This is a genomic window from Cupriavidus sp. 05L310 (assembly GCF_056398185.1).
In genome coordinates this window covers 1-26,297 of sequence record NZ_JBFTOX010000079.1, presented here as the reverse complement: position 1 = coordinate 26,297, position 26,297 = coordinate 1, and the positions used below count along the sequence as shown (strand labels likewise).

The following is a 26,297-nucleotide window of genomic DNA, read 5'->3' as shown; positions in this document are numbered from 1 at the left end:
TTCGCAGGGAAATAAACCCGCTTATTCCACTTATTCCACTTATTCGAGCGGCGGCGGTTCTTCGCAAAGATAGCTCATCCCGAACGCCTTTGCTCCGACGTTGAGCGCCACCGTCAGGCTCATCGGCGCCAGCATCAGTTCCACATCGTGCTGCTGCGCGGTGCGCGCAAGCGACTGGAAGGCCGGCAGGGCGCGTATCGCCTCCGGAGGCCCCGCATAGCTGAGCGCCACCGCCGGGCTCAGCAATCGCCCGCTGCGAATGCAATGCTCCGCATGCGCCATCACGCGGCGCATGCCTTCGTCCGCGCCGCGCGCCTTGGCCACCGGCTCGGTCTGGCCGCGATGCATATGCACGATGGGGCGGATATTGAAAGCGCTGCCTAGCATATAGCGTCCCCACGTGATGCTGTTCTCGCCCTTTTGCCTGGCCCGCGTGTACATGTAGAGCAACTCGTCGGGCACGAGGAACATGTGCGCGGCATCGCGCAGGCGCGACTCGACGGCTTCCACCACGGCCTGCGCGCTGGCGCCGCCGTTCAGCATGCGGGCCGCTTCGCGCACGATCAGCGCCTGGCCCGGGCCGATCGCACCCGTATCGATCACCGTCAACTCGAACAGCCCCGTGCGCCCCGCGTCCTTGCGCAGCTTGAAGCTCTTGGCCACAGTGCCGACGACGGCGCCGGTGGCGTGCGCGTACAGCTTGCTGCGCGTGCTGGCGATGGTAAGCAGTAACGCGCGATCGCACGAAGTGACCACATGCCTGAGCATGTGGTCCTCGATTTCGCGCTCGAGCAAGGGAACGGATTCGGCGTAATGGTCCTGCTTTCCCACCAGGTACTGCTCGTAGAGCGACGGCAAGGCGGGCTCGTCGCGCACGTCGGCCACGAAGCGGTCGCCCGCGCGAATGCGGAACGGCACCGTCTGTACCCCGAGTTCGGCCATCAGCGCGCGAGGCATATCGCACGCGGCGTCGGCCAGAATGACTGTCTCCTGCATCTGGTTGTCTCCTCCCTGTCAGGTGAGCCGCGTCGAGGCGGCAGCTGTCTCCTTGTTATGGCACTGCATTCTTCACCTGATCGGGGGTTCCGGGGAGAGGATGGTATTCAGTCGCCGGCGCCGAACCGATGCGCCGGCCCTCTCCCCCGGCCCCTCCCGCAAGCGGGAGAGGGGAGCAGGACGTTGGCAAGCGGCGTGTTTCGCCGCCGTGACGCACCTGCTCTTTGTGGCGCGTTTAAACGCGCTCGAAGATACCTGCGGCACCCATGCCGGTGCCGACGCACATGGTCACCATGCCGTACTTCAGGTTGTTGCGGCGCAGCGCGTGCACTACGGTGGCCGAACGGATCGCGCCGGTGGCGCCCAGCGGGTGGCCCAGTGCAATGGCGCCGCCCATCGGGTTGACCTTGGCCGGGTCCAGCTGCAGGTCGCGCATCACCGCCAGCGATTGCGCGGCGAAGGCTTCGTTCAGCTCGATCCAGTCGATCTGGTCCTGCGTCAGGCCGGCTGCCTTCAGCGCCGCGGGAATCGCTTCCTTCGGGCCGATGCCCATGATCTCGGGCGGCACGCCGCGCACCGCGAACGACACGAAGCGCGCCAGCGGTACCAGGTTGAACTGCTTGAGGATCCTTTCCGAAACCAGGATCAGCGCGCCGGCGCCGTCCGAGGTCTGCGAGCTGTTGCCGGCGGTGACGCTGCCCTTGTTGGCAAACACCGGGCGCAGCTTGCCCAGGCCTTCGATGGAGGTCTCCGGACGCGGGCCTTCGTCGAGCGACAGGGTGCGCGTCTTCACGTCGACCTGGCCGCTGGCCAGGTTGGGGAATTTCTCGACGATATCCACCGGGGTGATCTCGTCCTTGAACTCGCCGGCCTGCTGCGCGCGGATCGCCTTCTGGTGCGAAGCGAGCGAGAAGGCATCCTGATCCTCGCGGCTGACCTGCCACTTCTGCGCGACCTTCTCGGCGGTCAGGCCCATGCCGTAGGCAATGCCGATGTTCTCGTCGCGCTCGAAGATCGACGGCGACATCGACGGCGAGTTGCCCATCATCGGCACCATGCTCATCGATTCCACGCCGGCGGCGATCATCACATCGGATTCACCCACGCGGATGCGGTCGGCCGCCATCGCCACCGCCGACACGCCCGAGGCGCAGAAACGGTTGACGGTGATGCCGCCCACGGTGTTCGGCAGGCCGGACAGCAGCGCGCCGATACGCGCCACGTTCAGGCCCTGCTGTGCCTCGGGAATCGCGCAGCCGACGATGGCATCTTCGATCAGCTTCGGATCGAGATTGGGCACCTGCGCCACGGCCGCGCGCAGGATGGTGGCCAGCAGGTCGTCCGGGCGGGTGTTCTTGTACGCGCCCTTGGGTGCCTTGCCGATCGGCGTGCGGGTCGCGGCAACGATGTATGCGTCTTGCAGTTGTTTCATGATGTCGGTTCCTCGCTTGCCTTAGTTGCGCACCGGCTTGCCGGTCTGCAGCATGCCCATGATGCGTTCCTGGGTCTTGCCCGTGCCGAGCAGGTCGACAAAGGCCTTGCGTTCCAGCGCCAGCAGCCACTCCTCGCTGACCAGCGAGCCGGCCTCCACGTCGCCGCCGCACACTGCCTCGGCAATGCGGCTGGCGATCAGGAAGTCGTGCGCGGAGATAAAGCCGCCGTCGCGCATATTGGCCAGCGACGCCTTGATGGTGGCGATGCCCGAGCGGCCGGCAACCGGCACCAGCGTGCCCGGCATCGGCGCGCGGTAGCCTGCGTTGGCCAGCGCGCGTACTTCGTTCTGTGCCACGTAGAGCAGCTCATGCACGTTGAACACGATGGTGTCCGACGGCTGCAGGTAGCCCATCTTCTGCGCGTCCAGCGCCGAAGCCGAAACCTTGGCCATGGCGGCTGCCTGGAAACGGTTGGTGAGGAACTGCAGGTAGTTGGTGCTGCCGGCGGCTTGTGCCGCGCGCGCAGCCGCCAAAGCCGCTTCCTTCAGCCCGCCGCCTGCCGGCACCAGGCCCACGCCCACTTCCACCAGGCCGATATAGGTTTCCAGCGCGGCCACGCGCCTGGCCGAATGCAGCATCAGTTCGCAGCCGCCGCCCAGCGCAATGCCGGACGCTGCCGACACCACCGGCACGGCAGAGTACTTCACGCGCATCATGCCGTCCTGGAATTTCTTGACGAAGGGCTCGATGCCCTTGGCGCCGCCCATCATGAAGGCCGGCATCGCGGCTTCCAGGTTGGCACCCGCGGAGAACGGGCCGCCCGGCGCGCCCAGTTGCAGCGACGTGGGCTGCCACACCACCAGACCCTTGTACCCGACTTCCGCCAGGTCGATGGCGCGCGTCAGGCCGTCGATCACGTCCGGCCCGATGGTGTTCATCTTGCTCTTGAACGAGACCACCAGCACATCGTCCTGGCCTTCGCTCACCCAGATGCGCACGGCATCGTTTTCTTCCACGGTACGGCCTGCCTTGCGCGGATCGGCGGCAGCCGTGCCCTTGACCGCGGCGCGGAACACCTGGCGCTCGTAGACCGGCAGCGCGTTGCGCTGCACGAAGGCCTGCGCGGCGGGAGACCACGAACCCTGCGCGCCGTGCACGCCCTGGTTGTCAGCGACGGGGCCTTCGAACACCCACGACGGCAGCGCTGCGCTGGACAAGCCCTTGCCCGCGTCGATGTCTTCCTTCACCCACCCGGCAACCTGCTTCCAGCCAGCCGACTGCCAGTCCTCGAAGGGGCCCGAATTCCAGCCGAAGCCCCAGCGGATCGCCAGGTCGATATCGGCGGCGGAGCCGGCGATCTGCTCGAGGTAGACGCCGATATAGTGGAACACGTCGCGGAACACGGCCCACAGGAACTGCGCCTGCGGGTTGGTGGATTCGCGCAGCAGCTTGATGCGCTCGGCCGGTTCCTTCTTCAGCATGCGCACGATGATCTCGTCGGCCTTCTTGCCCGAGTCGACGTACTGGCCGGTCTTGGGGTCCAGCACCTTGATGGCCTTGCCTTCCTTCTTGTAGAAGCCGGCGCCGGTCTTCTGGCCCAATGCGCCCGCATCCACCAGGCCCTTGAGCACGGCGGGCGTCTTGTACACCGGCGCGAACGGATCGTCCAGCAGGGTGTCCTGCATGGTCTTGATCACGTGGGCCATGGTGTCCAGGCCCACCACGTCGGCGGTGCGGAAGGTGGCGGACTTGGCGCGGCCCAGCTTGGAGCCGGTCAGGTCGTCGACCACATCGAACGGGATGCCGTATTTCTCGGCCTCGGCGAACACCGCCAGGATCGAGAAGATGCCAACGCGGTTGGCGATGAAGTTGGGGGTGTCCTTGGCGCGCACCACGCCCTTGCCGAGCGTGGAGGTCAGGAAGGTTTCCAGGCGGTCCAGGATCGCGGGCTGCGTGGTGGCGGTCGGGATCAGCTCCACCAGGTGCATGTAGCGCGGCGGGTTGAAGAAGTGCACGCCGCAGAAGCGCGATTTCAGGTCCGCGTCGAAGCCGTCGGACAGCGCGGTGATCGACAGGCCCGAGGTATTGGTGGCGAAGATGGTGTGCGAGGCCAGGTGTGGCGCGACCTTCTTGTACAGGTCGTGCTTCCAGTCCATGCGCTCGGCGATCGCCTCGATCACCACGTCGCATTCCTTGAGCAGCGCGAGGTCGTCTTCGTAGTTGGCGGCCTGGATCAGGCCGGCTTCGTCCTTGATGCCGAGCGGCGCCGGCGAGAGTTTCTTCAGGTTCTCGATGGCGCGCAGCGAGATGCCGTTCTTGGGGCCTTCCTTGGCGGGAAGGTCGAACAGCACCACAGGCACGCGGGCATTGACGAGATGGGCGGCGATCTGCGCCCCCATGACGCCGGCACCCAGCACGGCGACCTTCTTGACGATGAAATTGGACATGCGCGCTCCTAGGAAAGTGAGCGTTGAGATGAGGTGGGTTGGCGGCGCGCCGCGCTGGCTTTGCTGTTGCCGCTGGTGCGCTAATACAACCGTGTTAAATCAAGACGGCCAGTCAGAACAAATCCGCGTCCAGCGCCATCAGCGTCGCCGAACCGGCACGCGCCATGCGGATCTGCGACGCGGTCTCCGGCAGCAGCCTGGCAAAGTAGAAGCGCGCGGTAGCCAGCTTGCTGGTGTAGAACTTGTCGCCGCTGGCTTCCTTCTCCAGCGCGATCTTGGCCATGCGGGCCCAGAAGTACGAGAACACCAGGTGACCCACCACGCGCAGGTAAGGCACCGCGGCGGCGCCGACTTCGTCGGGGTTGGCCATGGCCTTCATGCCGATTTCCATGGTGAGCTTCTGCACCTTGTCGCCCAGGTCCGCCAGCGGGTTGACGAACTCCTGCATGGCTTCGTTGGTGCCTTCTTCCTCGACGAACGCTTGCACGATCTTGCCGAAGGCCTTCATCTTGGCGCCCATGTCGCCCAGGATCTTGCGGCCCAGCAGGTCCAGCGCCTGGATGGTGTTGGTGCCCTCGTAGATCATGTTGATGCGCGCGTCGCGCACATGCTGCTCCATGCCCCACTCGGCAATATAGCCGTGGCCGCCGAACACCTGCATGCCCTCATTGGTGGCGGTGAACGCATTGTCGGTCAGGAAGGCCTTGATCACCGGCGTCAGCAATGCGACGAGATCACCAGCCTCCTTGCGCACGGATTCGTCCGGATGCGACAGTTCGCGGTCGATCTGCAGCGCGGTCCAGTAGCTGAACGCGCGGCCGCCTTCGGCGAAGGCCTTCTGCGTCAGCAGCATGCGGCGCACGTCGGGGTGCACGATGATCGGGTCGGCCGGCTTGTCCGGTGCCTTGGGACCGGTCAGCGCGCGCATCTGCAGGCGGTCCTTGGCGTAGGCCAGCGAGTTCTGGTAGGCCACTTCGGTCAGGCCCAGGCCCTGCATGCCAACGCCCAGGCGGGCGGCGTTCATCATCACGAACATGGCGTTCAGACCCTTATTGGGCTCGCCCACCATCCAGCCGCGCGCGCCATCCAGGTTCATCACGCAGGTGGCGTTGCCGTGGATGCCCATCTTGTGCTCGATCGAACCGCACTGGATGCCGTTGCGCTCGCCCGGGTTGCCATTGGCGTCGGGGATGAACTTCGGCACCACGAACAGCGAGATGCCCTTGGTGCCCTGCGGCGCGTCCGGCAGGCGCGCCAGCACCAGGTGGATGATATTGGCGGAGAGATCGTGCTCGCCGGCCGAGATGAAGATCTTGGTGCCGCTGATGCTGTAGGAACCGTCGCCTTGCGGCTCGGCCTTGCTGCGCAGGATGCCCAGGTCGGTGCCGCAATGCGGCTCGGTCAGGCACATGGTGCCGGTCCATTCGCCGGAGACCAATTTGGGCAGGTAGACCTTCTGCAGCTCGGGCGTGCCGTGCGCGTGCAGCGCCTCATACGCGCCGTGCGACAGACCGGGGTACATGGTCCACGCCTGGTTGGCCGAGTTCAGCATCTCGTACAGCGCGTTGTTGACCAGGATGGGCAGGCCCTGGCCGCCGTATTCCGGGTCGCAGCCCAGCGCCGGCCAGCCGGCTTCCACGTACTGCTGGTAGGCTTCCTTGAAGCCCTTGGGCGCGGTCACCACGCCGTCGCCGACGTAGGTGCAGCCTTCGCGGTCGCCGCTCTGGTTGAGCGGGAACACCACTTCGGAGCAGAACTTGCCGGCTTCCTCGAGCACCTGGTTGATGGTGTCCGCGTCGATGTCTGCGTGCTTCGGCAGCGCCTTGAGTTCGGCTTCCACGCCGAGCAATTCATGGAGCACGAACTGCATGTCGCGCAACGGTGCGGTGTACTGGCCCATCAAAGACTCCTTGGAGGTTTGCAAAGCCGCTACGCCGCCCGTGCACGATCCGGCACGGGACGCCGCGGCGGCGTCAGGTACGGTAAGACTGAATCAACTTGTTGAGTGCGACCATGGCAAGCTCCGCACTGGCGGGCAGCCGCAGGAAACGGGCGTCGTGATGCAAGCCTAGTTCAAGGCTGTACATTTCAAACAGCATCAGGCGCGGATCGCAGTCCGCGCGCAGGTGCCCCTGTTCCTTGGCCTGGTCGATGGCACGCGTGAGCGCGGCGCGCCAGATGGTGACGCTCTTGACGAGCTCGTCACGCACCGGGCTTTCCGCGCGGTCGTCGTACTCCACCGCCCCGCTGATGTAGATGCATCCCGTGGTCACTTCCTGGATGCGCTTTTCCATCCAGCGGCGCACCATGGACTGCAAGCGCGGCAAGCCTCGCGGTTCGTGCAGCGAGGGGTAGAAGACCTCTTGCTCGAAACGGCGGTGATACTCGCGCACCACTTCCACCTGCAGGTCCTCGCGCGAACCGAAATGCGCGAACACGCCGCTTTTGCTCATCTGCATGCGTTCCGCCAACAAGCCGATGGTCAAGCCTTCGAGCCCGTCGCGGGACGACAGCTCCAGCGCGGCATCCAGAATCGCCACGCGCGTCATTTCCCCCTTGCGCATGGGCGCGGGAGACGCGGAAGTGCCGGATTCGAGACGAGCTGACTGGTGTCGCATGATTATTTCTCCGTTCTTCGCTGCGCGATCCTGATCGCGCAGCGTTTGACCCTGACGTAGTGCTTTTTTCGCTGCCTGGCTGCCTGTTATCACCGCCCGGCAGACGCGAATGCACGCAGTCTAAGGCAAAAAAGAACGATCGTTCAGATTATTGTGATGGCGCTCGCCGGCAGCAAGCTTTTAATTAGATCGGGGTTTCTAAACGCAGCGGCCGCGCCTCTTGCGCTGCAACATGCCACGGCGCAGCGAGGCAGCGATATTTCCCGCCCCCGTGCCGCAAAGCAACATGCCCGCGCGGCCCGGCGCATTGTCCCGCGATCAGTAGCGCCCTGTCACGCCCGCGATGATCACGCCGACGCGCAGCACCATATACGCGGCCCAGCTTCCCATGCGGCGCAACGCCGAGCGCCGCGCATGGGTGGCGGCCTTGACCTCGACGCTGCGCGAGGCAATGGCAAGCTCCAGTTCCTGGCGCAGTTCGGCGCAAAACGCGCCGTCGGAGACCACCACGTTGGCCTCGCGCGCCAGCAGCAGGCTGAACGGGTCCAGGTTGCTGGATCCCACCGTGGCCCAGGCATCGTCGATCACAGCCACCTTGGCGTGCAGGAAACTCTCGCCGTATTCGTGGATCTCCACGCCAGCGCCGAGCAAGGTCGCATACAGCGCGTGCGTCGCATAGTGCTGCAGGCGGTACTCGACCATGCCCTGCAGCAGCAGCCGCACGCGCACGCCGCGCTTGCGGCAGGCCAGCAAGGCGCGGCGCATCTTGTGCCCGGGCAGGAAGTACGCATTGGCGATGATGACCTCCCGCCGCGCGCCGCCCAGCGCCTGCAGGTACTGGCGCTCGATGGCGCGGCGGTTGCGCAGGTTGTCGCGCAAGAGCAGCGCGGCGCGCATGCCGCCGGCGAGGTCCTGGCGCGGCAGCGGCAGGTCGGTGATCAGCGGGAACTCGGCCGCCACGCCGGCCAGGCCGACGGTGCGCATTTCGCCGCGCAGCGAAAGCTGCCACCACAGGCGTTCGGCGGTCAGCGCGATCTGGTTGACCAGCGGGCCCCGCACCGCCACGGCGAAGTCATAGCGCGGGCCCAGCCCCGCGCTCTCGAAAGGCCCGTGGTTGTGGTCGTCGATGATATTGATGCCGCCAACGAAGCCGATCTGCTGGTCGATCACCGCCAGCTTCCGGTGCAGCCGGCGCAGGTTGCGCCGCGCCAGGCTGAAGCGGCGCACGGGGCGGAAGATCTTCAGGCACACGCCGCCATCGCGCAAGCGCGCGGCGAGCCCGGCCGGCATGTCGCCGGCGCCGAAGCCATCCACGACCAGGCGCACGATCACGCCACGCCCGGCAGCGCGGATCAGGGCATCGCTCACTGCCGTGCCAACCTCGTCATCGGCATAGATATAGGTTTCCAGCGAAACCGAGAACACAGCCTGGTCGATAGCGGCAATCAGGGCGGGGAAAAACTCCTGGCCGCCACGCAGCAGGCGGACGGCGTTGCCGCCCAAGGGCTTGCCGCGGCGCCACTCGGAACGCAGCGGACCGGCGCGCCGCGGCGCGCGCGGGGGCGCCGGCGCATCGGCATCGTCGCGCGAGGCGGCAATGCCGCAGGGCAGCGCGTACGGCTGGCGTGGGATCGGAATCGGGGACATGGGGCACATTATCAGGCACGCCGATGTCCCGTGCGCGCCAAAGGCGGCGCGCACGGCGCACTGTTCCGGCCTTTCCGGCCGTTCTCTGCTATCGTCGGCGCTTTATCCCCTCACCGCCCCGACATCGTGAAGGTTTTCGGCATCTCCGGTTCGTCCGGCAGCGGCAAGACCACGCTGCTGGATCAGTTGATCCCGCGTTTCGTCGCAGCCGGGCTGCGCGTGGCCGGCGTCAAGCACACCCACCACGGCTTCGACCCCGACACCCCTGGCAAGGATTCCTGGCGCATGCGCCAGGCCGGATGCGCCAATGTCGTGCTGGTGGGCGCGCGCCACCTGACGCTGATGCGCCACTACCCCGAGTCCGAAGCCTCGCCCGAACTGGCCGACGCGCTTGCCGTGCTGCCAGCCGGCACCGACCTGGTGCTGGTGGAAGGCTACAAGCACAGCGATTTCCCCAAGCTGGAAGTGTTCCGGCCGGACCTTGGCAGGCCGTCGCTATGGCCGCAGGTGCGGAGCATTGTGGCCATAGCCAGCGACAAACCGGAGGCGGTGGCCATGCTCACCGCCCTGCCCGTGCTGGACCTGTCCGACCTCGATGCCATCTGCCAACTGATCCAGGATGGCGCGCTCGAACTCACGCCAGCCCTGGCCGCCACCCTGGCGCAGCCTCACCAGACGCGATAGACGTGGCCGCTGCGCGGCCCCTCGATGCTGCGCTGGTAGGCCAATGCGACACGCGCCGCCGGCACCGCCTCGAAACCGGGGAAGACATCGCCATAGGCGGACCATGACTCCTGCACCACGGTCGGGCTGACCACGTTGATGCGCAGGCCACGCTCCAGTTCAGGCGCCGCGCTGCGCACGAACCCTTCCAGCGCGGCATTGACGCTGCCGGCATTGGCGCCCATGCGGATCGGCTCGCTGCCGACGATCCCGCTGGTGAGCGTGATCGAGCCGCCATCGTTCAGGAAGTGCTGGCCAACCAGCGCCAGGCGCACCTGCCCGAGCAACTTGTCTTGCAGCCCGATCGCGAAATCCTCGGCGCGCATCTGCGCGAGCGGGCCAAAAAACAGGCTCCCGGTGGTGGCGACGATGGCATCCACCCGGCCGGTCGATTCGAACAAGGCCTGCACCGACCCGGGCTGCGTCAGGTCGACCCGATGATCGCCACCCGACTTGCCGACGCGCACCACTTCATGGCGCGCCGACAGGTTCTGGACCACCGCCTGGCCAAGGGTGCCGCTGGCCCCGATCACGATAATTTTCATCCCACTCTCCGTTCGTCCATTAGGCCAATGGTGCGGGGGATTCCTTCCCTCCGCTTCAAAAACCGATTATGAAAGTGGGCCAGGCACGGATAAATGGGATACGATTTTGCGGATACCTAACTTTTAATTAGTAATCCGTGGACAAGCTACGCAGCATGGAAGTCTTCGCCGCCGCCGCCGAAGCCGGCAGCTTCAGTGCCTGCGCCGATGCGCTGGGCCTGTCGGCGGTGATGGTGGGCAAGCATGTGGGCCAGCTCGAACGCCATCTGGGCGTGCGCCTGCTGCAACGCAGCACGCGGCGCCAGAGCCTGACCGAAGCCGGGCGCCTGTTCCTGGAGGAATGCCGGCTGATACTGGAGCGTGTGCGCAACGCGGAAACCGTTGCGGAACGCCTGCACAGCCAGCCGCGCGGGCGCTTGCGCGTCACCGCCCCGGTGACGCTGGGAGAGACGGCGGTCGCCGAGGCAGTATCGGCGTTCCTCCTGAACTATCCGGAAGTCACGGTGGAACTGGTGCTTGACGACGCCTTTACCGACCTGATTGCCGACGGTTTCGATGCTGCTGTCCGCATCGGCGCGCTGGCCAGTTCGGACCACCTGGTCGCGCGCCCCTTGCGGCCCTACCGCATGGCGATCTGCGCGGCGCCGGCCTACCTGGCGCAGGCGGGCCATCCCCGTTCCCTGTCAGACCTGGCCGGACATCGCTGCCTGAACCACCTGTTGTGGCCACAAGGCATGGGCTGGCCGGCATTCGAGGGCGGTCCCGGGCGGATGGCGGCGGCGCCGCTCGCTGCCAATAACGGCCAGGCGTTGCGGCGCGCCGCGCTGTCCGGCTGCGGCATCGTCATGCAGCCTGAAGTACTGCTGGCGGCCGACATCGCCGCAGGCCTGCTGGTACCGCTTCTGGAAGACGCCACGCCAGCGCCGAGGCCTGTGCACCTGCTTTATCCGCGCGACCCGCGGCCTTTGCCCAAGCAGGCGCGCTTCATCGAAATCATGCTGGAAAAAATGGGGGCCTGAAGACAACCCGCGCGCCGGCGCGGGGCTTCACGAAGAGATGCCGGCCTTGGCCTTGTGGGCAACCGGCCGCTCCGGGACGGAAATGCGGGCAAGCTCGGCCATCAACGGCACGTGGTCAGAGCGCTGGGCCCATTCGCGGCCGGTCAGCGCGCTGGCGTGCTCGATCTCGAATCCGCGCACATAGATGCGGTCGAGTTGCCACCAAGGCATGTGGCTGGGAAAAGTGTGCAGCCGTGCACCGCCCGCATGGGAAACTTCCGTCGCCCCCAGCGTGGTGCAGATCAGGTTGTCGAGGCGGTGGTTCCAGTCGTTGAAATCGCCGGCGATCACCAGCGGCGCTTCGGCCGGCACCACGTCGCACACGCGCTTGACCAGCGCCTCCGCCTGGCGCGCGCGGCTGCGGGCGAACAGCCCGAAATGCACGCAGATCAGATGGGCCTCGACGCCGTTCATATCCGCCACCGCATGCAGCAGGCCGCGCTGCTCGAAGCGATGGTCGGAGATGTCGAGGTTTTCCGACATCAGGATCGGATGGCGCGACAGGATGGCATTGCCGTGGTGCCCGTGGTCGTACACCGCATTGCGCCCATACACCGAGTGCGGGTAGGCATCGGTGGCCAGGTAGTTGAGCTGCGTATAGTCCGGGTCGAACAAGGCGGCCGCCACCAGGCGGTCATTGCGGTCCTGCACTTCCTGCAGGAAGACGATGTCGGCATTGACCACATGCAGGCCGTCGCGCACGTTATGGATGCGCGACTTGCCCTTGATGCCGGTCACGCCCTTGTGAATGTTGTAGGTAACGACGCGCAGTCTCATGAGGCCGCTCCACAGGCCGCGCGCTGTCCCTGCACGCGCCAGCCCAGTTGCAGCACCGCCTCCGCATTGCTGCTCGAGAAGCAGAGCGCGGCGGCCTCGCGCCACGGCAGCCACTGATATTGCAGGTGCTCGCGTGGTGCCAGCGTCACCGGCACCGGCTGCGCCACGCGCAGGCCGAACCAGTGCTCGGTGTTGCGCGTCACGCCGGCGGCGTAACGGTGGCGCCACTGGGGATAGATCTCGTAGTCGATGGTGTGCTGCCAGTCGTCCAGTTGATGCTCGGCGGCGATGATGCCGGTTTCCTCCGCCACTTCGCGGGCGGCCGTCACGGCCAGCGGCTCGTCGGGCGCGTCCAGGCTGCCGGTGACGGACTGCCAGTAACCCGGCCGGTCGGCGCGCTCGATCAACAGCACTTGCAGGTCCGGCGTGTGGACCACGACCAGGACGGATTCAGGGATTTTGTAGGACATGGGGATAAGACAAACGGCGTCCCCAAGCTTACCGCAGATGCACCCGGCCGCCATGGGAAACATGGTCGCCGGAACGGTCTCACGGGCTGGATGCATGATGGGAGGGGACGGATCAGGCGCGGCTGGAACCTGGCAACGCTTCCCGTGGCTTCCGGCGCCCGGACGACACTCAAGCAGCGTGGACGCTGGACTGGACCGGCGCCTCGCGCAGCCAGGTCTCGAAGACGCCGGGAGAGTCGCCGTGGCCCCATGCGGCGCGTAGTTGCTGCATCAGCGGCGTGAGCGCCTGGGTGTACTCGCGCGAAGCCGCGTGCGCATGCGCGGCAAGGCGTTCGGCGCATTCCCGCAGTTGCGCCTGCAATTGCAAGCGTTCCTGCGCTATCTCCTTTTCGCGCACGCCGAGCGCGTTGTACTTCTGGATCAGGAAGCGCTGGTAGTCGCCCGCGTCCACGCCCTGGGCCGCTTGCGCGTTGACCTGCTCGAAGCGCATCACGATGCTGCCGGTTTCCTGCTCGATATGGGTGGCCTCCGCCGCCAGCGCCTGTAATCCGTCCTGCAGGCGTAGTGCCTCGCGGCGCTCGTCGCGCAGGTGCGCCGCGTGCTCGTCGAAGGTACGCTGCGCCAGCAGGTAAGCCTGTACCACCGGCTGGGGCGCTACGACAAGCAGCGGATCCGCGCCGCCGGCGCGGCTGCCCTGAACCAGGGCGTCGTCGGCCAGGCGCAGGTTGCCCAGGTCTTCCAGCCAGCGTCCGCGCGCCATGACCGTTCCCACCGTATCCAGCGCCACCCGGCGCAGGGCTTCGGCGCGCTGCATCTCCACCGGTTCCGGCATTGGCACGGCACCGCCGCCGGTCTGCGCCGCATGCGCGATATCCGGCACGCAGGCCGCCACCGTGGTCGCCACGGACTCCGACATGGCCACCGCCGAGCGGCGCACCGCGCGCCGCAATTCGAAACGCGCCAGCAGCATCATCGCCAGCCCGGCGACAAGCCAGGTGACGATGGTCTCGGCATGGGCCAGCAAAAACTGGCGAATCAGTTCTACATCCAGGTGCACGGCAAATTCCTCCCGCGCGGCCGGTGCGCCTTCGAAATGGGCTTGCGGCTTGGCGCTATAAAGGGAGAAGACTGGACAGGAGGGGGCTTCGTTCCGCGATGTAACAATTGGAAACCAGGCACGGGGTGCCGAATGGCCGGCGCGCGCGGAAGAGGATCACCAGACCCCACAGGAGCAGCCGCGCGTCAGGCGTGCGCCGCCTTCATGTCGGCGATGAAGGCGTCCAGCAAATCGCTCCCGTGCGGCTTGCGGCGCACCACCATGTCGAACGGTACCTCATAGCGCATCGCGTCCGGCGCGAGCGGGGCCAACTGGCCCTGCAGCACGTAGGGGGCCGCGAAATGTGCCGGCAAATAGCCCAGGTGCCGGCCGGACAGCACCAGCATCGCCACTGCCTCCATGTTGTCCGCCATCGCCGTCACCAGCCGGTCTGCCGGCGAGCCCGCGGCCTCCGGCAGCGGATAGCTGCGCCAGGCCCACGCATGGCCGAGCGTGACCGCCGGGTCGATGCGCCCGGCCTCGGCAAAAAGCGGATGGCCGCGTCCGGCATAGGCAAGCTGGGTCTCGTGAAAGATGGTGGTGTAGTCCAGCGCGGGCACGCGATGCCAGAAGTAGCCGATACCCATGTGGATCTTGCCGTCCAGCAGCAATCCTTCCAGTTCCCCCGGCGAACGCACCGACACCGAGAAGTGCACGGATTCGTCGCGTTGGCGGAAGCACTCGATTGCCTGGCTGATGCGCGCATTGGCGCTCACCGGCGTATGCCCGATCAAGCCCAGGTTGAGCGTGCCCACCAGCGTGCGCCCCACCTTGCGCGCTTCTGCGCCAAAGACATCCAGCGCCGTCAGCAGCTTGCGCCCGGATTCGACGAATTGCCGGCCGCGCGGAGTCAGCCGGAAACCGCTGCGCCCGCGTTCACACAGCCGGTAGCCCAGCCGTGTTTCCAGCGTTGAAAGCTGCGTGCTGATGGTGGACTGGCTGACGTTGAGCGTCGCCTGCGCGGGTGTGATGCCGTTGGCGTCCACTACCGCCAGGAAAACGCGGATCAGGCGCAGGTCAAGATCGGAGGGTTGTCCCAGCATGGTTGGTACATCGATCCGGATCAATGTTTGGTTCAGAAGTTTCGCATTCTACGCGTCAAAACAATCAGCAAGAATTCAGATCCCTCCACCATGACATGCCACCGGGCGCGGCATGATGAATCGATCGCCATGAATGCAAAGCTGCTACGCAACCCGGCCGGCGCTGCCGAACCCTTCCAGCCGATGTCCGGCAACGCCATGCCGCGCTTTGGCGGCATCGCCACCATGATGCGGCTGCCCGCCGCCGGCAGCACCGCCGGGCTGGATGCCTGCTTTGTCGGCGTGCCGTTCGACCTGGGCACGTCCAACCGCAACGGCGCGCGGCTGGGGCCCCGCCAGATCCGGGCCGAATCCGTGCTGCTGCGCCCCTACAACATGGCCACGCGCGCCGCCCCGTTCGATTCGCTGCGCGTGGCCGATATCGGCGACGTGGCGACCAATCCATACAACCTGCACGATTCCATCGCGCGCATCGAGGCGGCGTACCGCGACATCATCGCCACGGGGTGCCGCCCGGTCGGGCTGGGCGGCGACCACACCGTCACGCTGCCGATCCTGCGCGCCATGCACGCCAGGTATGGCCGCGTCGGACTGATCCATGTCGATGCGCATGCCGATGTGAACGACACCATGTTCGGCGAGAAGATCGCGCACGGCACGCCGTTCCGCCGCGCGGTGGAGGAAGGGCTGCTCGATTGCGGCCGTGTGGTGCAGATCGGCCTGCGCGGCACCGGCTATGCCGCCGAGGATTTCGACTGGTGCCGCCAGCAGGGATTTCAGGTGGTTACTGCCGAAGCATGCTGGCACCGCTCGCTGGCACCGCTGATGGAGGAAGTCGGCGCGCGCCTGCGGGGCGGCCCGGTCTACATCACTTTCGATATCGACGGCATCGACCCTGCCTACGCTCCCGGCACCGGCACGCCGGAGATTGGCGGACTGACGGTGCCACAGGCGTTGGAGATCGTGCGTGGCGCGCGCGGGCTGGATATCGTCGGCGCCGACCTGGTCGAGGTATCGCCGCCCTATGACCCGTTTGGCACCACGGCGCTGCTCGGGGCCAATCTGGCGTTCGAACTGCTGTGCGTGGTGCCCGGCGTCGAATACCGCGACGCCTGATGCCTTCGCCAAAGCCATAAACAGGAGACCCACCATGCAGACCAAGCAGCCTGCCCCCCAACCGCGCCGCGCGGCCCTGGCATCGTTCGTCGGCACCACCATCGAGTGGTACGATTTCTACAGTTACGCCACGGCCGCGGCGCTGGTTTTCGGACCGCTGTTCTTTCCCGGCGAGAGCCGCCTGCTGAGCCTGCTGGCCTCGTTCGGCTCGTTCGCCATCGGCTTTCTGGCGCGGCCCGTTGGTGGCGTTCTGTTCGGGCGCATCGGCGATCGCCTTGGGCGCAAGCGCGCGCTCATGGGCACGCTGTCCTTGATGGCCATCGCCACGGTACTGATCGGCTGCCTGCCGACCTATGCGCAGGCCGGATGGATCGCGCCCGTGGCGCTGGTGGCGTTGCGCGTACTGCAGGGCATCGCGGTCGGCGGCGAGTGGGGCGGCGCGGTGTTGCTGGCAGGCGAGCACGCGCCGGCCGGCCGGCGCACCTTCTTCGCCTCGTTCGCGCAACTTGGCAGCGCGGGCGGGCTGATCCTGTCGATGCTGGCCTTCAGCGCCATCAGCCGGCTCGATCACGACGCCCTCATGCAATGGGGCTGGCGCCTGCCCTTCCTGGCCAGCGCGGTGCTGCTGGCGGTTGGCTTCGCGATCCGGCTGTCGGTCAACGAATCGCCGGAATTCGAGGCGATGCAGGCCACCGGCGACGTGGCCAGCCAGCCGCTGGCCGAAGCGCTACGCGCGTGGCCGCTGATCGTGCTGGCGATCGGCGCCAACGTGTACGGCATCGCCGGGGTCTACTTCAGCAACATCTTCATGATCTCTTATGCCACGCAGTACCTTGCGCTGGACCGGGAGATGATTCTCGACTGCATGTTCTGGGTGGCGGTGCTGCAGTTCTTCGTGCAACTGGGCGCGGCGCATCTGGCCGACCGCTTCGGCACCCGGCGCGTGCTGGCCGTCGTTGCGGCATGCGCCATCGCCGTGCCGTTCGTCATGCTGCCCCTGGTTCGCACTGGCCAGCCGCACACGGTGTTCCTGGGCATCGCCATCGCCACGTTGTGTGAATCGGGCTACTACGCCGTCATTGCCGGCTTTGTCACCGGCATGTTCGCCGCGCGCATCCGCTACACCGCCATCTCGCTGTCGTACCAGGTGTGCGGCGCCTTCGCCGGCGGCCTGACTCCGCTGCTGGCGACACTGCTGGCGGACAGGTTCTTTCCGCAGTGGTGGCCGATGGCGGTCTTCTATGCGGGATTTGCGGCACTATCGCTGATTTGCGTGATGCTGGCAGGGCGAGCGCGAGAGGCCAGCTTGCCCGCGACCGCGACGAGCATCTGATACGCCCGGAAAAACAAGAAGGGCCGCGCTTGCGCGCGGCCCTTCCTCAGGCAGTCGAAACCCCGGCTCAGGCCGTCTTCGGCTCCGCGGCACGCAAGCGGATATGCAGCTCGCGCAGCTGCTTCTCGTCGACCGCGCTCGGCGCTTGCGTCAGCAAGTCTTGGGCGCGCTGGGTCTTGGGGAAGGCGATCACGTCGCGGATCGAATCGGCGCCGGCCATCATGGTGACGATGCGGTCCAGGCCGAAGGCCAGGCCGCCGTGCGGGGGCGCGCCGTATTGCAGCGCGTCCAGCAGGTAGCCGAACTTGGCGCGTGCTTCTTCCTCGCCGATCTTCAGGGCGCGGAACACCTTGCTCTGCACGTCCTCGCGGAAGATCCGCACCGAGCCACCGCCCATTTCCCAGCCGTTCAGGACCATGTCATAGGCCTTGGCGATGCATTTGCCCGGATCGGTTTCCAGGTATTGCAGGTGCTCGTCCTTGGGGCTGGTGAACGGGTGGTGCATGGCGACCCAGCGGGCGTCTTCCTCGTCGTACTCGAACATCGGGAAGTCGATCACCCACAGCGGCTTCCACACGTCCTCGAACAGGCCGTGGGTCTTGCCGAACTCGGAGTGGCCGATCTTCAGGCGCAGGCCGCCGATGGCGTCGTTGACGACCTTGGCCTTGTCGGCGCCGAAGAAGATGATGTCGCCATCCTTGGCGCCGGTGCGCTTCAGGATCTCGGCGATGGCCGCGTCATGCAGGTTCTTGACGATCGGCGATTGCAGGCCGTCGCGGCCCTTGGCCACTTCGTTGACCTTGATCCAGGCCAGGCCCTTGGCGCCGTAGATGGCGACGAACTGGGTGTAAGCATCGATCTCGCTGCGCGAGATGGCGGCGCCGCCCGGCACGCACAGGCCGACCACGCGGCCGTTCTCGCTGTTGGCGGGGCCGGAGAACACCTTGAAATCGACGTCCTTCATGGCGTCGGTCAGTTCGGTGAATTCGAGCTTGACGCGCAGGTCAGGCTTGTCCGAACCGAAACGGGCCATGGCCTCGCGGAATTCCATCACCGGGAAGCTGGCGTCCAGGTCGACGTCGATGGCGTTCTTGAACACCGTGCGCATCATGTCCTCGAACAGGTCGCGGATCTCCTGCTCGTTCAGGAACGAGGTCTCGCAGTCGATCTGCGTGAACTCGGGCTGGCGGTCGGCACGCAGGTCCTCGTCGCGGAAGCACTTGGTGATCTGGTAGTAGCGGTCGAAGCCCGACACCATCAGCATCTGCTTGAAGATCTGCGGCGACTGCGGCAGCGCGAAGAAGTGGCCCGGGTTGGTCCGCGAGGGCACCAGGTAGTCGCGCGCGCCTTCGGGCGTGCTCTTGCCCAGCATCGGCGTCTCGATGTCGATAAAGCCTTGCGCGTCCAGGTACTTGCGCACTTCCATGGCCACCTTGTAGCGCAGGCGCAGGTTGTACTGCATCTGCGGGCGGCGCAGGTCGAGCACGCGGTGGGTCAGGCGGGTGGTCTCGGACAGGTTGTCGTCGTCGAGCTGGAACGGGGGCGTGACCGACGGGTTGAGCACGGTCAGCTCATGGCACAGCACCTCAATCTTGCCGGAGGTCAGGTTGGCGTTCTCGGTGCCTTCCGGACGTGCACGGACCTTGCCGGTGACGCGGATGCAGAACTCGTTGCGAATCTCTTCGGCGGCCTTGAACATCTCTGGGCGATCGGGATCGCATACCACCTGCACAAGGCCTTCGCGGTCGCGCAGGTCAATGAAGATCACGCCGCCGTGATCGCGGCGGCGCTGCACCCAGCCGGTCAGGGCCACTTCCTGGCCCGTCAGTTGTTCGGTCACGAGACCGCAGTAGTGAGTACGCATGGACATAGGAGAATTCCAGGAATAACGCGGCCGCCGATGCGGCCGGCGATCAATTTGAATGCGAAGAGTCGGCGGACTCGGCGAGGGCTTCGGCATCCGCCTCGCCAGCGCGCACCGGGCCGCTCTTGCGCGGCAGCTCGGTCGGCGCCACCACGCCCATCGAGACGATGTACTTCAGCGCGGCGTCGACGGTCATGTCGAGTTCGATGGTATCGGCCTTGGGCATCATCAGGAAGAAGCCCGAGGTCGGATTGGGCGTGGTCGGCACGTAGACGCTGACATATTCGCCCTGCAGGTGATTCTGCACATCGCCGCCGGGCCGCCCGGTCAGGAAGGCGATGGTCCACGAGCCTTCACGCGGATACTGCACCAGCAAGGCCTTGCGAAAGGCATTGCCGGACGAGGACAGCAGCGTGTCGGATACCTGCTTGACGCTGGTGTAGATCGGCCCCACCACCGGGATATGGCGCAACAGCGCTTCCCACCAGCGCACCAGCCGCTGGCCGATGAAGTTGTGGGCCAGCAGCCCCACCAGCAGGATGAACACGACCGTCAGGATCGCGCCCAGGCCCAGGATGCGCCGGCCGAACAGCTTGTCGGGCTGCCAGGCTTCCGGCAGCAGCGCCAGGCTCTGGTCCATGGTGCCGATGACGAGATTCAGCACCCAGAGCGTGATGCCCAGCGGCACCAGCACCAGCAGCCCGGTCAGGAACCAGGTCTTGAGGGCGGACGTTTTCTTCGCTGCCACGGCGCGTTCTGCCTTCAATGGCAAGCGCAGGCGCTGCCGCAACCGCCGGCGGCGCTTGCGGTGGCCGTGCTGGCGGAGCCGGACGCGTCGCCGGAGGAAGGCGCAGCCGCGGCAGCGCTGCCGCTATCGGCCGCGCCGGCGGCGGCGGCCGGGGCAGCACCGGCGGGAGCCGCGGCGGTGCCGCCGCTGCCGCCACGGAAGTCGGTGACGTACCAGCCCGAACCCTTGAGCTGGAAGCCCGCGGCGGTCAGTTGTTTCTTGAACGTGCCCGTTGCGCCGCAGGATGTGCAGTCAGTGAGCGGCGCATCGCTCATTTTCTGCAGCACATCGCGCCCGTGGCCGCAGGCGTCGCAACGATAGGCATAGATCGGCATAAGTGGCACTCCGCGAGGATTCTGGAACGGAAAATGGGGGGACCGCGCAGTCGCGCCGACGGGGAAGTTGCCGCTCCCGTGCGCCACCTTGCGGTGCAAAGCCTTGAATTATAAACCGTTCTGAGAACAGCGGGCCGGCTGAAAAAGGGCCAGAAATGCCGCCAGAGGCACGCGCACCACGCGCGGCGCCGCATCGGTCAGGCCAGATGCACTTCCTCGACGCGCGGATGGTCGCCGATCCACTGCGGCAGCAGCGAACCGAAGACCATGCCGCCGATGGAGAACAGCAAACCGACCATCTGCGGCGGCACCGCCGCGTCGGCGAAGGCGATCTCGCAGCACAGCCAGGAAGTCAGGCCCAGGAGGATGGCGGCCAGCCCGCCCTGGCGGGTGGCCGGTTTCCAGAACATGCCGAAGGCCAGTGGCACGAACGACGATACCAATGTGACTTTGTAGGCATTCTCCACCATATGGAAGATGGAAAGATGCGAGTTCAGCGCGAACAGCGTCACCAGCACCGCGAACACCAGCACCACCGCCTGCATCACGCGCAGGAAACGGCGGTCGTCGAGATGGCGGAAATACGGCCGCAGGATGTTCTCGGCGAAGGTAACGGACGGCGCCAGCAGCGTCGCCGAAGCGCAGCTCTTGATGGCGGACAACAGCGCGCCGAAGAACATCACCTGGGCGAACATGGGCGCGTGCGTCAGGATCAGCTTGGGCAGGATCAGTTGCGAATCGGTGTTGATGTACTTCTGCACCATCTCCGGATCGATCATGGTGGCCGAATAGGCCAGGAACATCGGGATAAAGGCAAAGCAGAAATACAGCACGCCGCCCAGCACCGAGGCGCGTCCGGCAATCTTCTCGGTGCGCGACGAGGTCACGCGCTGGAACACGTCCTGCTGCGGGATCGACCCCAGCATCATGGTGAACAGCGCCGCCGCGAAACCGATGATCTGTATCAGGTCCAGCGAGGGCAGGAACTCGAACTTGCCGGCCGCCGCCGCGTGCGACACCACCGCCGCCACGCCGCCGGCCTGGCCGCTGACCTCGTAGCCGATATACAACATGCCGATCACGATGATGATCATCTGGAGGAAGTCGGTCACCGCCACCGCCCACATGCCGCCAAACAGCGTGTAGACCAGCACGCTGGCGGCGCCGATCATCATGCCGGTTTCCTGCGACAGGGTGCCGTCCGAGACGGTGAAGAACACCAGGCCAAGCGCCTTGATCTGCGCGGCGACCCAGCCCAGGTAGGACATCACGATGCACAGCGTGGTCAGCACCTCGGCCAGCCGCCCGTAGCGGTTGTGGTAGTAATCGCCAATGGTGAGCAGGTTCATCCGGTATAGCGGACGCGCGAAGAACAAGCCGACCAGGATCAGGCAGAGCGAAGAACCGAAGGGATCGGACACCACCCCGGACAGGCCTTCCTTGAGAAAGACCGCGGGGATGCCCAGCACCGTCTCCGAGCCGAACCACGTGGCGAACACGGTGGCGGTGACGATATAGAACGGCAGGCTGCGGCCGGCCACCGCGAAGTCGGTGGCGTTGCGTACGCGCAGCGCGGCCCACAGGCCGATGCCGACAGAGATTACCCAGTAGATGATGACGAACCAGATCAGCATGCTGCTGCCTATCCCAAAAATGCCCTTGCGGCGAAAAACCGGTTGCCGGTGAGCGGGATGCGTTCCCCTGCCCTGCCCGGAGTCCAATTCATCGGTCGGGGCCGCATGGGTGGCTGATCTAGCCTGCGGTCGTAGCCGAATCAAAACGCGGATTATAGCGATGCAGACCGTGCCGGGCGAAGAAAAATCCCCGCCATGCGGAAATTGCCGGCATCAATGCAGCGCACGCGCCACAGGTGACAAGACCGCCTCCCGCCTCCGGTCGGGACCATCGGCCGCGGCGCCCCGCCATGGTGCGGAAGGGGCCGGATAACGGGCGGTTACACGGATTACAAAGCTTGCGTCAGCGCGTCTCGCCCGCCGCGCATTAGAGCGGAACGGCAGCAGAAATCGGGCAACCAGCCCACGAGCCGCGCTGCCGCCCACGTCCCCGAAAGGAAAAGGAGAACACCATGCCGAACCGCCAAACCCTGATGCTCAAGACCCTGATGATTGCCGCCGGCCTGCTCGGCGCCGGTCTGGCCAGCGCCCAGACCGCGGCGGTCGCGCAGGATGTGCAGCGCAACGTCAACCAGGAGCAGCGTATCGAGAATGGCCTGCAATCCGGCAGCCTGAGCACGCGCGAGGCGGCCAGCCTGCAAAAGCAGACCGCGCGGGTCGATCGCATGGAAGCGCATGCCCTTGCCAACGGCTCAGTCTCGCCGCGCGAGCAGGCGTCGATCCAGCGTGCCGAGAACAATGTGAGCCGCGATATCTCGCGCGACACGCATAACGGCATCAGCGGCAACCCCGCCAGCCTGTCATCGCAGCGCATGCAGGCCGAGGTGCAACGCAATATCAATCAGGAGCAACGCATCCAGAACGGCGTGGCCAACGGCTCGCTGACCAACCGCGAAGCCGGCAAGCTCGAACGCGGCCAGGCCCACGTCGACCGGCGCGAAGCGCGTGCCGGCGCCAATGGCCACGTGGGCGCGGCCGAACAACGCGGCATCCAGCGCGCCGAAAACCGCGACAGCCGGGCGATCTACCACGACAAGCACAACGGCCGCGTGCGCGGCTAAGGGGAAAAACCGGCGCCTAGGCCCGGCGGCGCCAGACCTGCCAATGCTCGCGGCCGGCGAACACCGGCGGCGAGCCGGTGGCGGCACGCGCCTCCACCAGCTCGAATGCCGGCGCAAGCAGCGCGCGCAGTTCCGCCTCGGGCATCGCGAAGGGCGGCCCGCCGCGCGTTTCATCCAGGAAGAAGTAGCCGGCCAGCAGGCCGCCTGGCGGCAGCAACTCCGCCACGCGCCGGCCATAGGCAGCCCGCATGGCTGGCGGCAAGGCGCACAGGAAGGCACGTTCGTAGATGAGCTGGCAGGCCGGCTTGGGCGTGAACGCAAAGAAATCCGCCTCGTGCACGATAGCCCCGGCAGGCCCCAGCGCGCGCCGCGCGCTCGCCACTGCCTCCGGCGAGAAATCGATGGCGGCCACCGGCCACCCTCGCGCATGGAGCCAGCCGGCTTCCCAGCCATTGCCACAGCCAGGGACCAGCGTCGGGCACGGCGCCATCGCGCTGGCGAAGGCCTCGAAATCGGCCGGCACGCCGCCCAGGTCCCATGGCATGAACCCTTTCTCGAAGCGCTCGTCCCAGAAGGCCGGATCGGCCGCGTTGCGGGTGGCGAAGGCTGGCGTAGCGCCGGGCTTGCCGGCGGTGTTATCGGATTTGGTCAAGCGCGCCTCGACTGTCTCTATATTCAATTGCCTTTGTTCATGCTAGCTGTGCCGCTGCAGGCGCTACCAATAGCCAACCCAGGCCAGCAATTCGGTCAGCACCACGCCAGCGACAAAGCCTCCCACCAACAGCAACGCCGTGCCGACCAGGCGGTTGGTGCGGCGCTGCTCTGTGATCAGGGCGGTCAGCAGCCGCTCTTGCTGGCTGTTGTCGACCAGCGCGCGGCGCTCCAGGAACTGATGCGCCAGGCGCGGGAAGTCGGGCAGCATCTTGGCCCATTGCGGCGCCTCCACCTGGATCCGCTCCCAGGCGCCCTTCCAGCCCACCTGCTCGTGCATCCACTTCTCGAGAAAGGGCTTGGCGGTCTTCCACAGGTCCAGGTCGGGATCCAACTGGCGGCCCAGCCCTTCGATGTTCAGCAAGGTCTTCTGCAACAGCACCAGCTGCGGCTGGATCTCGACATTGAAGCGGCGCGAGGTCTGGAACAGGCGCATCAGCACCATGCCCAGCGAGATCTCCTTGAGCGGCTTGTCGAAATAGGGCTCGCAGCAAGCGCGCACTGCGCTTTCCAGCTCCTCCACCCGCGTGTTCGGCGGCACCCAGCCCGATTCCACGTGCAGCAGGGCCACGCGATGGTAGTCGCGCCGGAAGAAGGCGATGAAATTCTGCGCCAGGTAATTCTTGTCGAACTCGGAAAGCGCGCCGACGATGCCGAAGTCCAGCGCGATATAGCGGCCGAAACTCTGCGGCGCCACCGACACCAGGATGTTGCCAGGGTGCATGTCGGCATGGAAGAAGCCGTCGCGGAACACCTGGGTGAAGAAGATCTCCACCCCCTCCTCGGCCAGCAGGTGCATGTCGACGCCGGCCGCCTTGAGCGATTCGGTGCGCGAGATGGGGATGCCGTGCATGCGCTCCATCACGAACACCTCGCTGCTGCAGAAGTCCCAGAACACCTCGGGCACGAGCAGCAGCTTGGTATCGGCGAAATTGCGGCGCAGCTGGCTGGCATTGGCCGCCTCGATCATCAGGTCGAGTTCGTCGTGCAGGTATTTGTCGAACTCGGCAACCACCTCGCGTGGCTTGAGGCGCTTGCCGTCGGCCCAGAAACGCTCCAGCCAGGCCGCGAGGTCGCGCATCAACGCCAGGTCGCTGTCGATGACCGGAAGCATGCCGGGGCGCAGGACTTTCACCGCCACTTCGCGCCCCTCGCTGGGACCGCCCTTCAAGGTGGCGAAATGCACCTGGGCGATCGAGGCGCTGGCCACCGGCTTGTGGTCGAAGCTCTCGAACAGCATGGACAGCGGCCGGCCCAGCGAGCGCTCGATGATCTTGACCGCCACCACCGAATCGAATGGCGGCACCTGGTCCTGCAGCTTGGCAAGCTCGTCGGCAATGTCCGCCGGCATCAGGTCGCGCCGGGTGGAAAGCACCTGGCCGAACTTGACGAAAATCGGGCCCAGGCGTGTGAGCGCCAGCCGCAGCCGCTCGCCGCGCGGCATGTCGAGCTTGCGGCCGATGGTGATGACGCGCACCAGGAAGCGGATGCGGCGGCTCTTGAAACCCGACAGTACGAGCTCGTCGAGGCCGTAGTAGAGGATGACGAAAACGATCTTGCAAAGGCGCAGGAAGCGGGTCATGCAGGTTCTTCAGTATTGGGGGCGGTGCGGATTGGCCAGTGTCGGCTGGCGGATGATCAGTTGCAATCGGCGATCAGCGGTGAGCGGAAGGCAGCGTGCCGGAACCGCCTGCCGAGCCCCGCCCGGACCGGCTGCGCTGCTCGAGCTTCTCCAGCCGCTTTTCCAGCCGGGCCAGATCGTCGCGCAGCGCGCTCACGCCGGCGCCGAACTCGTCCAGCGCGACGTGCCGCACCAGGGTTGGCTGCTCGTCGAGCAGGTATTCGGTCACATTGTCCACCAGCGTGCGGCCCAGCCGCGTGACTTGCGCATGGACTTGCTGCGCGCCGTCCACCATCCGTTGCGCCACGCTGTCGCTGACCGGGCCGCCCAGCAGGCCGCGCAACGCGCGCGACAGGTCCTCGGCCGCGTCCCAGCGCAGGCTGCGCGCCAGCGCGGATACCGCGTTGGCCAACTCGGCATCGCCCTCGATGCGCACGTGCTTCATCGCGGCTGCCTGGCCGCCGCCCGCCACGTCCGACGCCACCAGCGGCCATTGCTGCAAGGGCACGGTTAGCGTGACTGCCGGGATCTCATCGGCTTGCGCCAGTTCCGTCAGGCCCTGCGCCGTCACCTTCAATGCGAGCGTGAACGCGGCGGCGTCGAAGCGGATGACGCGGCCCGCGAAGGGCTGGAGCATGGAGGTGGCCCAGGGTTCCTGTTCCAGGAGGTGGTTCAGGGCGGTGATGGGCGGCGTGGCCAGAGGGGTTGGGAGGGTGGTCATGGTTGGGTGGGGGTTGGGGGCGGGCCTTTCAGGAGGTGTTGGTGGTTGATCGGGTCTAGTGTCAAAGTCAACTGCTTAACTGCTTAACTGCTTAACTGCAAAGTCAAAGGCGGTTTCACCCCCCTGCGGGGGGCGACCTACTTTCTTGTCTTGCCAAGAAAGTAGGCAAAGAAGGCGCGCCGGATGGGGCGACACCCCCTCGGGATCCGACGAAAAGAGCGGCCGGGACCCAAACTCGCATCGCCTTAAGGCGATACTCAA

23 protein-coding genes are annotated in these 26,297 nt (G+C 66.2%); 5 read left to right on the top strand and 18 right to left on the bottom strand.

Annotation, left to right across the window (positions count from 1 at the left end):
- Positions 1–39: 39 nt before the first annotated feature.
- From AC1DS6_RS37950 to clsB, 6 genes are all read right to left on the bottom strand, one after another.
- Positions 40–996, bottom strand: coding sequence for a DegV family protein (locus AC1DS6_RS37950; RefSeq protein ID WP_441629197.1), 957 nt, complete (start codon positions 994–996; stop codon positions 40–42).
- A 235-nt stretch (positions 997–1,231) separates the two neighbouring features.
- Positions 1,232–2,431, bottom strand: coding sequence for an acetyl-CoA C-acyltransferase (locus tag AC1DS6_RS37945; protein WP_045237822.1), 1,200 nt, complete (start codon positions 2,429–2,431; stop codon positions 1,232–1,234).
- An 18-nt stretch (positions 2,432–2,449) separates the two neighbouring features.
- On the bottom strand, positions 2,450–4,876 hold the full coding sequence (locus tag AC1DS6_RS37940) for a 3-hydroxyacyl-CoA dehydrogenase/enoyl-CoA hydratase family protein (RefSeq protein WP_441629199.1): 2,427 nt from the start codon (positions 4,874–4,876) through the stop codon (positions 2,450–2,452).
- 112 nt (positions 4,877–4,988) lie between these two features.
- Positions 4,989–6,776, bottom strand: coding sequence for an acyl-CoA dehydrogenase C-terminal domain-containing protein (locus AC1DS6_RS37935; protein WP_477104452.1), 1,788 nt, complete (start codon positions 6,774–6,776; stop codon positions 4,989–4,991).
- 73 nt (positions 6,777–6,849) lie between these two features.
- On the bottom strand, positions 6,850–7,440 hold the full coding sequence (locus tag AC1DS6_RS37930) for a TetR/AcrR family transcriptional regulator (RefSeq protein WP_017226764.1): 591 nt from the start codon (positions 7,438–7,440) through the stop codon (positions 6,850–6,852).
- A 372-nt stretch (positions 7,441–7,812) separates the two neighbouring features.
- Positions 7,813–9,141 (bottom strand): cardiolipin synthase ClsB, encoded by a 1,329-nt coding sequence (gene clsB, locus AC1DS6_RS37925; protein ID WP_477104451.1) that lies wholly within the window; start codon positions 9,139–9,141, stop codon positions 7,813–7,815.
- A 126-nt stretch (positions 9,142–9,267) separates the two neighbouring features.
- Between clsB and mobB the strand changes: the two genes are divergently transcribed.
- Positions 9,268–9,825 carry a molybdopterin-guanine dinucleotide biosynthesis protein B gene (mobB, locus tag AC1DS6_RS37920; RefSeq protein WP_441637014.1) on the top strand — a complete coding sequence of 186 codons (558 nt, stop codon included), beginning with the start codon at positions 9,268–9,270 and terminating at the stop codon, positions 9,823–9,825.
- Here the strand turns inward: mobB and AC1DS6_RS37915 are convergent.
- Entirely contained in the window at positions 9,810–10,409 is a 600-nt protein-coding gene (locus tag AC1DS6_RS37915; protein WP_441637012.1) for a short chain dehydrogenase, read from the bottom strand. The genes mobB and AC1DS6_RS37915 overlap by 16 nt on opposite strands.
- Positions 10,410–10,546: 137 nt before the next feature.
- Between AC1DS6_RS37915 and AC1DS6_RS37910 the strand changes: the two genes are divergently transcribed.
- Positions 10,547–11,428 carry a LysR family transcriptional regulator gene (locus AC1DS6_RS37910; protein ID WP_441637010.1) on the top strand — a complete coding sequence of 294 codons (882 nt, stop codon included), beginning with the start codon at positions 10,547–10,549 and terminating at the stop codon, positions 11,426–11,428.
- A gap of 27 nt (positions 11,429–11,455) precedes the next feature.
- Here the strand turns inward: AC1DS6_RS37910 and AC1DS6_RS37905 are convergent, their stop codons facing one another.
- The 4 genes from AC1DS6_RS37905 to AC1DS6_RS37890 all read right to left on the bottom strand — a co-directional run bounded on the left by AC1DS6_RS37905 (position 11,456) and on the right by AC1DS6_RS37890 (position 14,853).
- Positions 11,456–12,244, bottom strand: coding sequence for an endonuclease/exonuclease/phosphatase family protein (locus tag AC1DS6_RS37905; protein ID WP_441637008.1), 789 nt, complete (start codon positions 12,242–12,244; stop codon positions 11,456–11,458).
- Positions 12,241–12,714, bottom strand: a complete 474-nt coding sequence (gene nudB / locus AC1DS6_RS37900; RefSeq protein WP_441637006.1) for a dihydroneopterin triphosphate diphosphatase — start codon at positions 12,712–12,714, stop codon at positions 12,241–12,243. Before nudB ends, AC1DS6_RS37905 begins: the two co-directional genes overlap by 4 nt.
- Positions 12,715–12,883: 169 nt before the next feature.
- A complete protein-coding gene (locus AC1DS6_RS37895) occupies positions 12,884–13,771 on the bottom strand; it encodes a hypothetical protein (protein WP_441637004.1) in 888 nt (295 codons plus the stop codon).
- Positions 13,772–13,956: 185 nt separating this feature from the next.
- Positions 13,957–14,853, bottom strand: a complete 897-nt coding sequence (locus tag AC1DS6_RS37890) for a LysR family transcriptional regulator (RefSeq protein ID WP_441637002.1) — start codon at positions 14,851–14,853, stop codon at positions 13,957–13,959.
- Between the two features lie 129 nt (positions 14,854–14,982).
- Between AC1DS6_RS37890 and speB the strand changes: the two genes are divergently transcribed.
- Together speB and AC1DS6_RS37880 are read left to right on the top strand one after the other, a co-directional pair.
- Positions 14,983–15,969, top strand: a complete 987-nt coding sequence (speB, locus tag AC1DS6_RS37885) for an agmatinase (RefSeq protein WP_441637000.1) — start codon at positions 14,983–14,985, stop codon at positions 15,967–15,969.
- Positions 15,970–16,003: 34 nt separating this feature from the next.
- Positions 16,004–17,302 (top strand): MFS transporter, encoded by a 1,299-nt coding sequence (locus AC1DS6_RS37880; RefSeq protein WP_441636998.1) that lies wholly within the window; start codon positions 16,004–16,006, stop codon positions 17,300–17,302.
- 67 nt (positions 17,303–17,369) lie between these two features.
- Here AC1DS6_RS37880 and aspS read toward each other — a convergent pair whose 3' ends face one another.
- The 4 genes from aspS to AC1DS6_RS37860 all read right to left on the bottom strand — a co-directional run bounded on the left by aspS (position 17,370) and on the right by AC1DS6_RS37860 (position 21,922).
- Positions 17,370–19,172 carry an aspartate--tRNA ligase gene (gene aspS / locus AC1DS6_RS37875; RefSeq protein WP_441636996.1) on the bottom strand — a complete coding sequence of 601 codons (1,803 nt, stop codon included), beginning with the start codon at positions 19,170–19,172 and terminating at the stop codon, positions 17,370–17,372.
- A gap of 43 nt (positions 19,173–19,215) precedes the next feature.
- Positions 19,216–19,914: a DUF502 domain-containing protein gene (locus tag AC1DS6_RS37870; RefSeq protein WP_045237884.1), complete on the bottom strand. Its 699-nt coding sequence runs from the start codon at positions 19,912–19,914 to the stop codon at positions 19,216–19,218.
- Between the two features lie 14 nt (positions 19,915–19,928).
- A complete protein-coding gene (locus AC1DS6_RS37865; RefSeq protein ID WP_477104450.1) occupies positions 19,929–20,288 on the bottom strand; it encodes an FmdB family zinc ribbon protein in 360 nt (119 codons plus the stop codon).
- Between the two features lie 197 nt (positions 20,289–20,485).
- The gene (locus tag AC1DS6_RS37860) at positions 20,486–21,922 is read right to left on the bottom strand and encodes a high affinity choline transporter 1 (protein WP_441637160.1); all 1,437 of its coding nucleotides are present in this window, start codon (positions 21,920–21,922) and stop codon (positions 20,486–20,488) included.
- Between the two features lie 452 nt (positions 21,923–22,374).
- Here AC1DS6_RS37860 and AC1DS6_RS37855 point away from each other — a divergent pair, with 452 nt between their 5' ends.
- Positions 22,375–22,983: a hypothetical protein gene (locus AC1DS6_RS37855; protein ID WP_441637156.1), complete on the top strand. Its 609-nt coding sequence runs from the start codon at positions 22,375–22,377 to the stop codon at positions 22,981–22,983.
- A 16-nt stretch (positions 22,984–22,999) separates the two neighbouring features.
- On the opposite strand, the gene AC1DS6_RS37850 is transcribed toward AC1DS6_RS37855, so the two are convergent.
- The 3 genes from AC1DS6_RS37850 to AC1DS6_RS37840 form a co-directional block, all read right to left on the bottom strand.
- A complete protein-coding gene (locus tag AC1DS6_RS37850) occupies positions 23,000–23,635 on the bottom strand; it encodes a methyltransferase domain-containing protein (RefSeq protein WP_441637154.1) in 636 nt (211 codons plus the stop codon).
- Positions 23,636–23,698: 63 nt separating this feature from the next.
- On the bottom strand, positions 23,699–25,276 hold the full coding sequence (ubiB, locus tag AC1DS6_RS37845) for a ubiquinone biosynthesis regulatory protein kinase UbiB (RefSeq protein ID WP_441637152.1): 1,578 nt from the start codon (positions 25,274–25,276) through the stop codon (positions 23,699–23,701).
- Between the two features lie 73 nt (positions 25,277–25,349).
- Positions 25,350–26,036, bottom strand: coding sequence for a ubiquinone biosynthesis accessory factor UbiJ (locus tag AC1DS6_RS37840; RefSeq protein ID WP_441637150.1), 687 nt, complete (start codon positions 26,034–26,036; stop codon positions 25,350–25,352).
- Positions 26,037–26,297: the final 261 nt, after the last annotated feature.

Coding starts and splice junctions, on each gene's coding strand:
- AC1DS6_RS37940 (WP_441629199.1), bottom strand. CDS start 4,876: ATGTCCAATTTCATCGTCAAGAAGGTCGCCGTGCTGGGTGCCGGCGTC.
- ubiB (WP_441637152.1), bottom strand. CDS start 25,276: ATGACCCGCTTCCTGCGCCTTTGCAAGATCGTTTTCGTCATCCTCTAC.
- AC1DS6_RS37860 (WP_441637160.1), bottom strand. CDS start 21,922: ATGCTGATCTGGTTCGTCATCATCTACTGGGTAATCTCTGTCGGCATC.
- AC1DS6_RS37905 (WP_441637008.1), bottom strand. CDS start 12,244: ATGAGACTGCGCGTCGTTACCTACAACATTCACAAGGGCGTGACCGGC.
- nudB (WP_441637006.1), bottom strand. CDS start 12,714: ATGTCCTACAAAATCCCTGAATCCGTCCTGGTCGTGGTCCACACGCCG.
- clsB (WP_477104451.1), bottom strand. CDS start 9,141: ATGTCCCCGATTCCGATCCCACGCCAGCCGTACGCGCTGCCCTGCGGC.
- aspS (WP_441636996.1), bottom strand. CDS start 19,172: ATGTCCATGCGTACTCACTACTGCGGTCTCGTGACCGAACAACTGACG.
- AC1DS6_RS37930 (WP_017226764.1), bottom strand. CDS start 7,440: ATGCGCAAGGGGGAAATGACGCGCGTGGCGATTCTGGATGCCGCGCTG.
- AC1DS6_RS37935 (WP_477104452.1), bottom strand. CDS start 6,776: ATGGGCCAGTACACCGCACCGTTGCGCGACATGCAGTTCGTGCTCCAT.
- AC1DS6_RS37915 (WP_441637012.1), bottom strand. CDS start 10,409: ATGAAAATTATCGTGATCGGGGCCAGCGGCACCCTTGGCCAGGCGGTG.
- AC1DS6_RS37950 (WP_441629197.1), bottom strand. CDS start 996: ATGCAGGAGACAGTCATTCTGGCCGACGCCGCGTGCGATATGCCTCGC.
- AC1DS6_RS37890 (WP_441637002.1), bottom strand. CDS start 14,853: ATGCTGGGACAACCCTCCGATCTTGACCTGCGCCTGATCCGCGTTTTC.
- AC1DS6_RS37865 (WP_477104450.1), bottom strand. CDS start 20,288: ATGCCGATCTATGCCTATCGTTGCGACGCCTGCGGCCACGGGCGCGAT.
- speB (WP_441637000.1), top strand. CDS start 14,983: ATGAATGCAAAGCTGCTACGCAACCCGGCCGGCGCTGCCGAACCCTTC.
- AC1DS6_RS37880 (WP_441636998.1), top strand. CDS start 16,004: ATGCAGACCAAGCAGCCTGCCCCCCAACCGCGCCGCGCGGCCCTGGCA.
- AC1DS6_RS37840 (WP_441637150.1), bottom strand. CDS start 26,036: ATGACCACCCTCCCAACCCCTCTGGCCACGCCGCCCATCACCGCCCTG.
- AC1DS6_RS37855 (WP_441637156.1), top strand. CDS start 22,375: ATGCCGAACCGCCAAACCCTGATGCTCAAGACCCTGATGATTGCCGCC.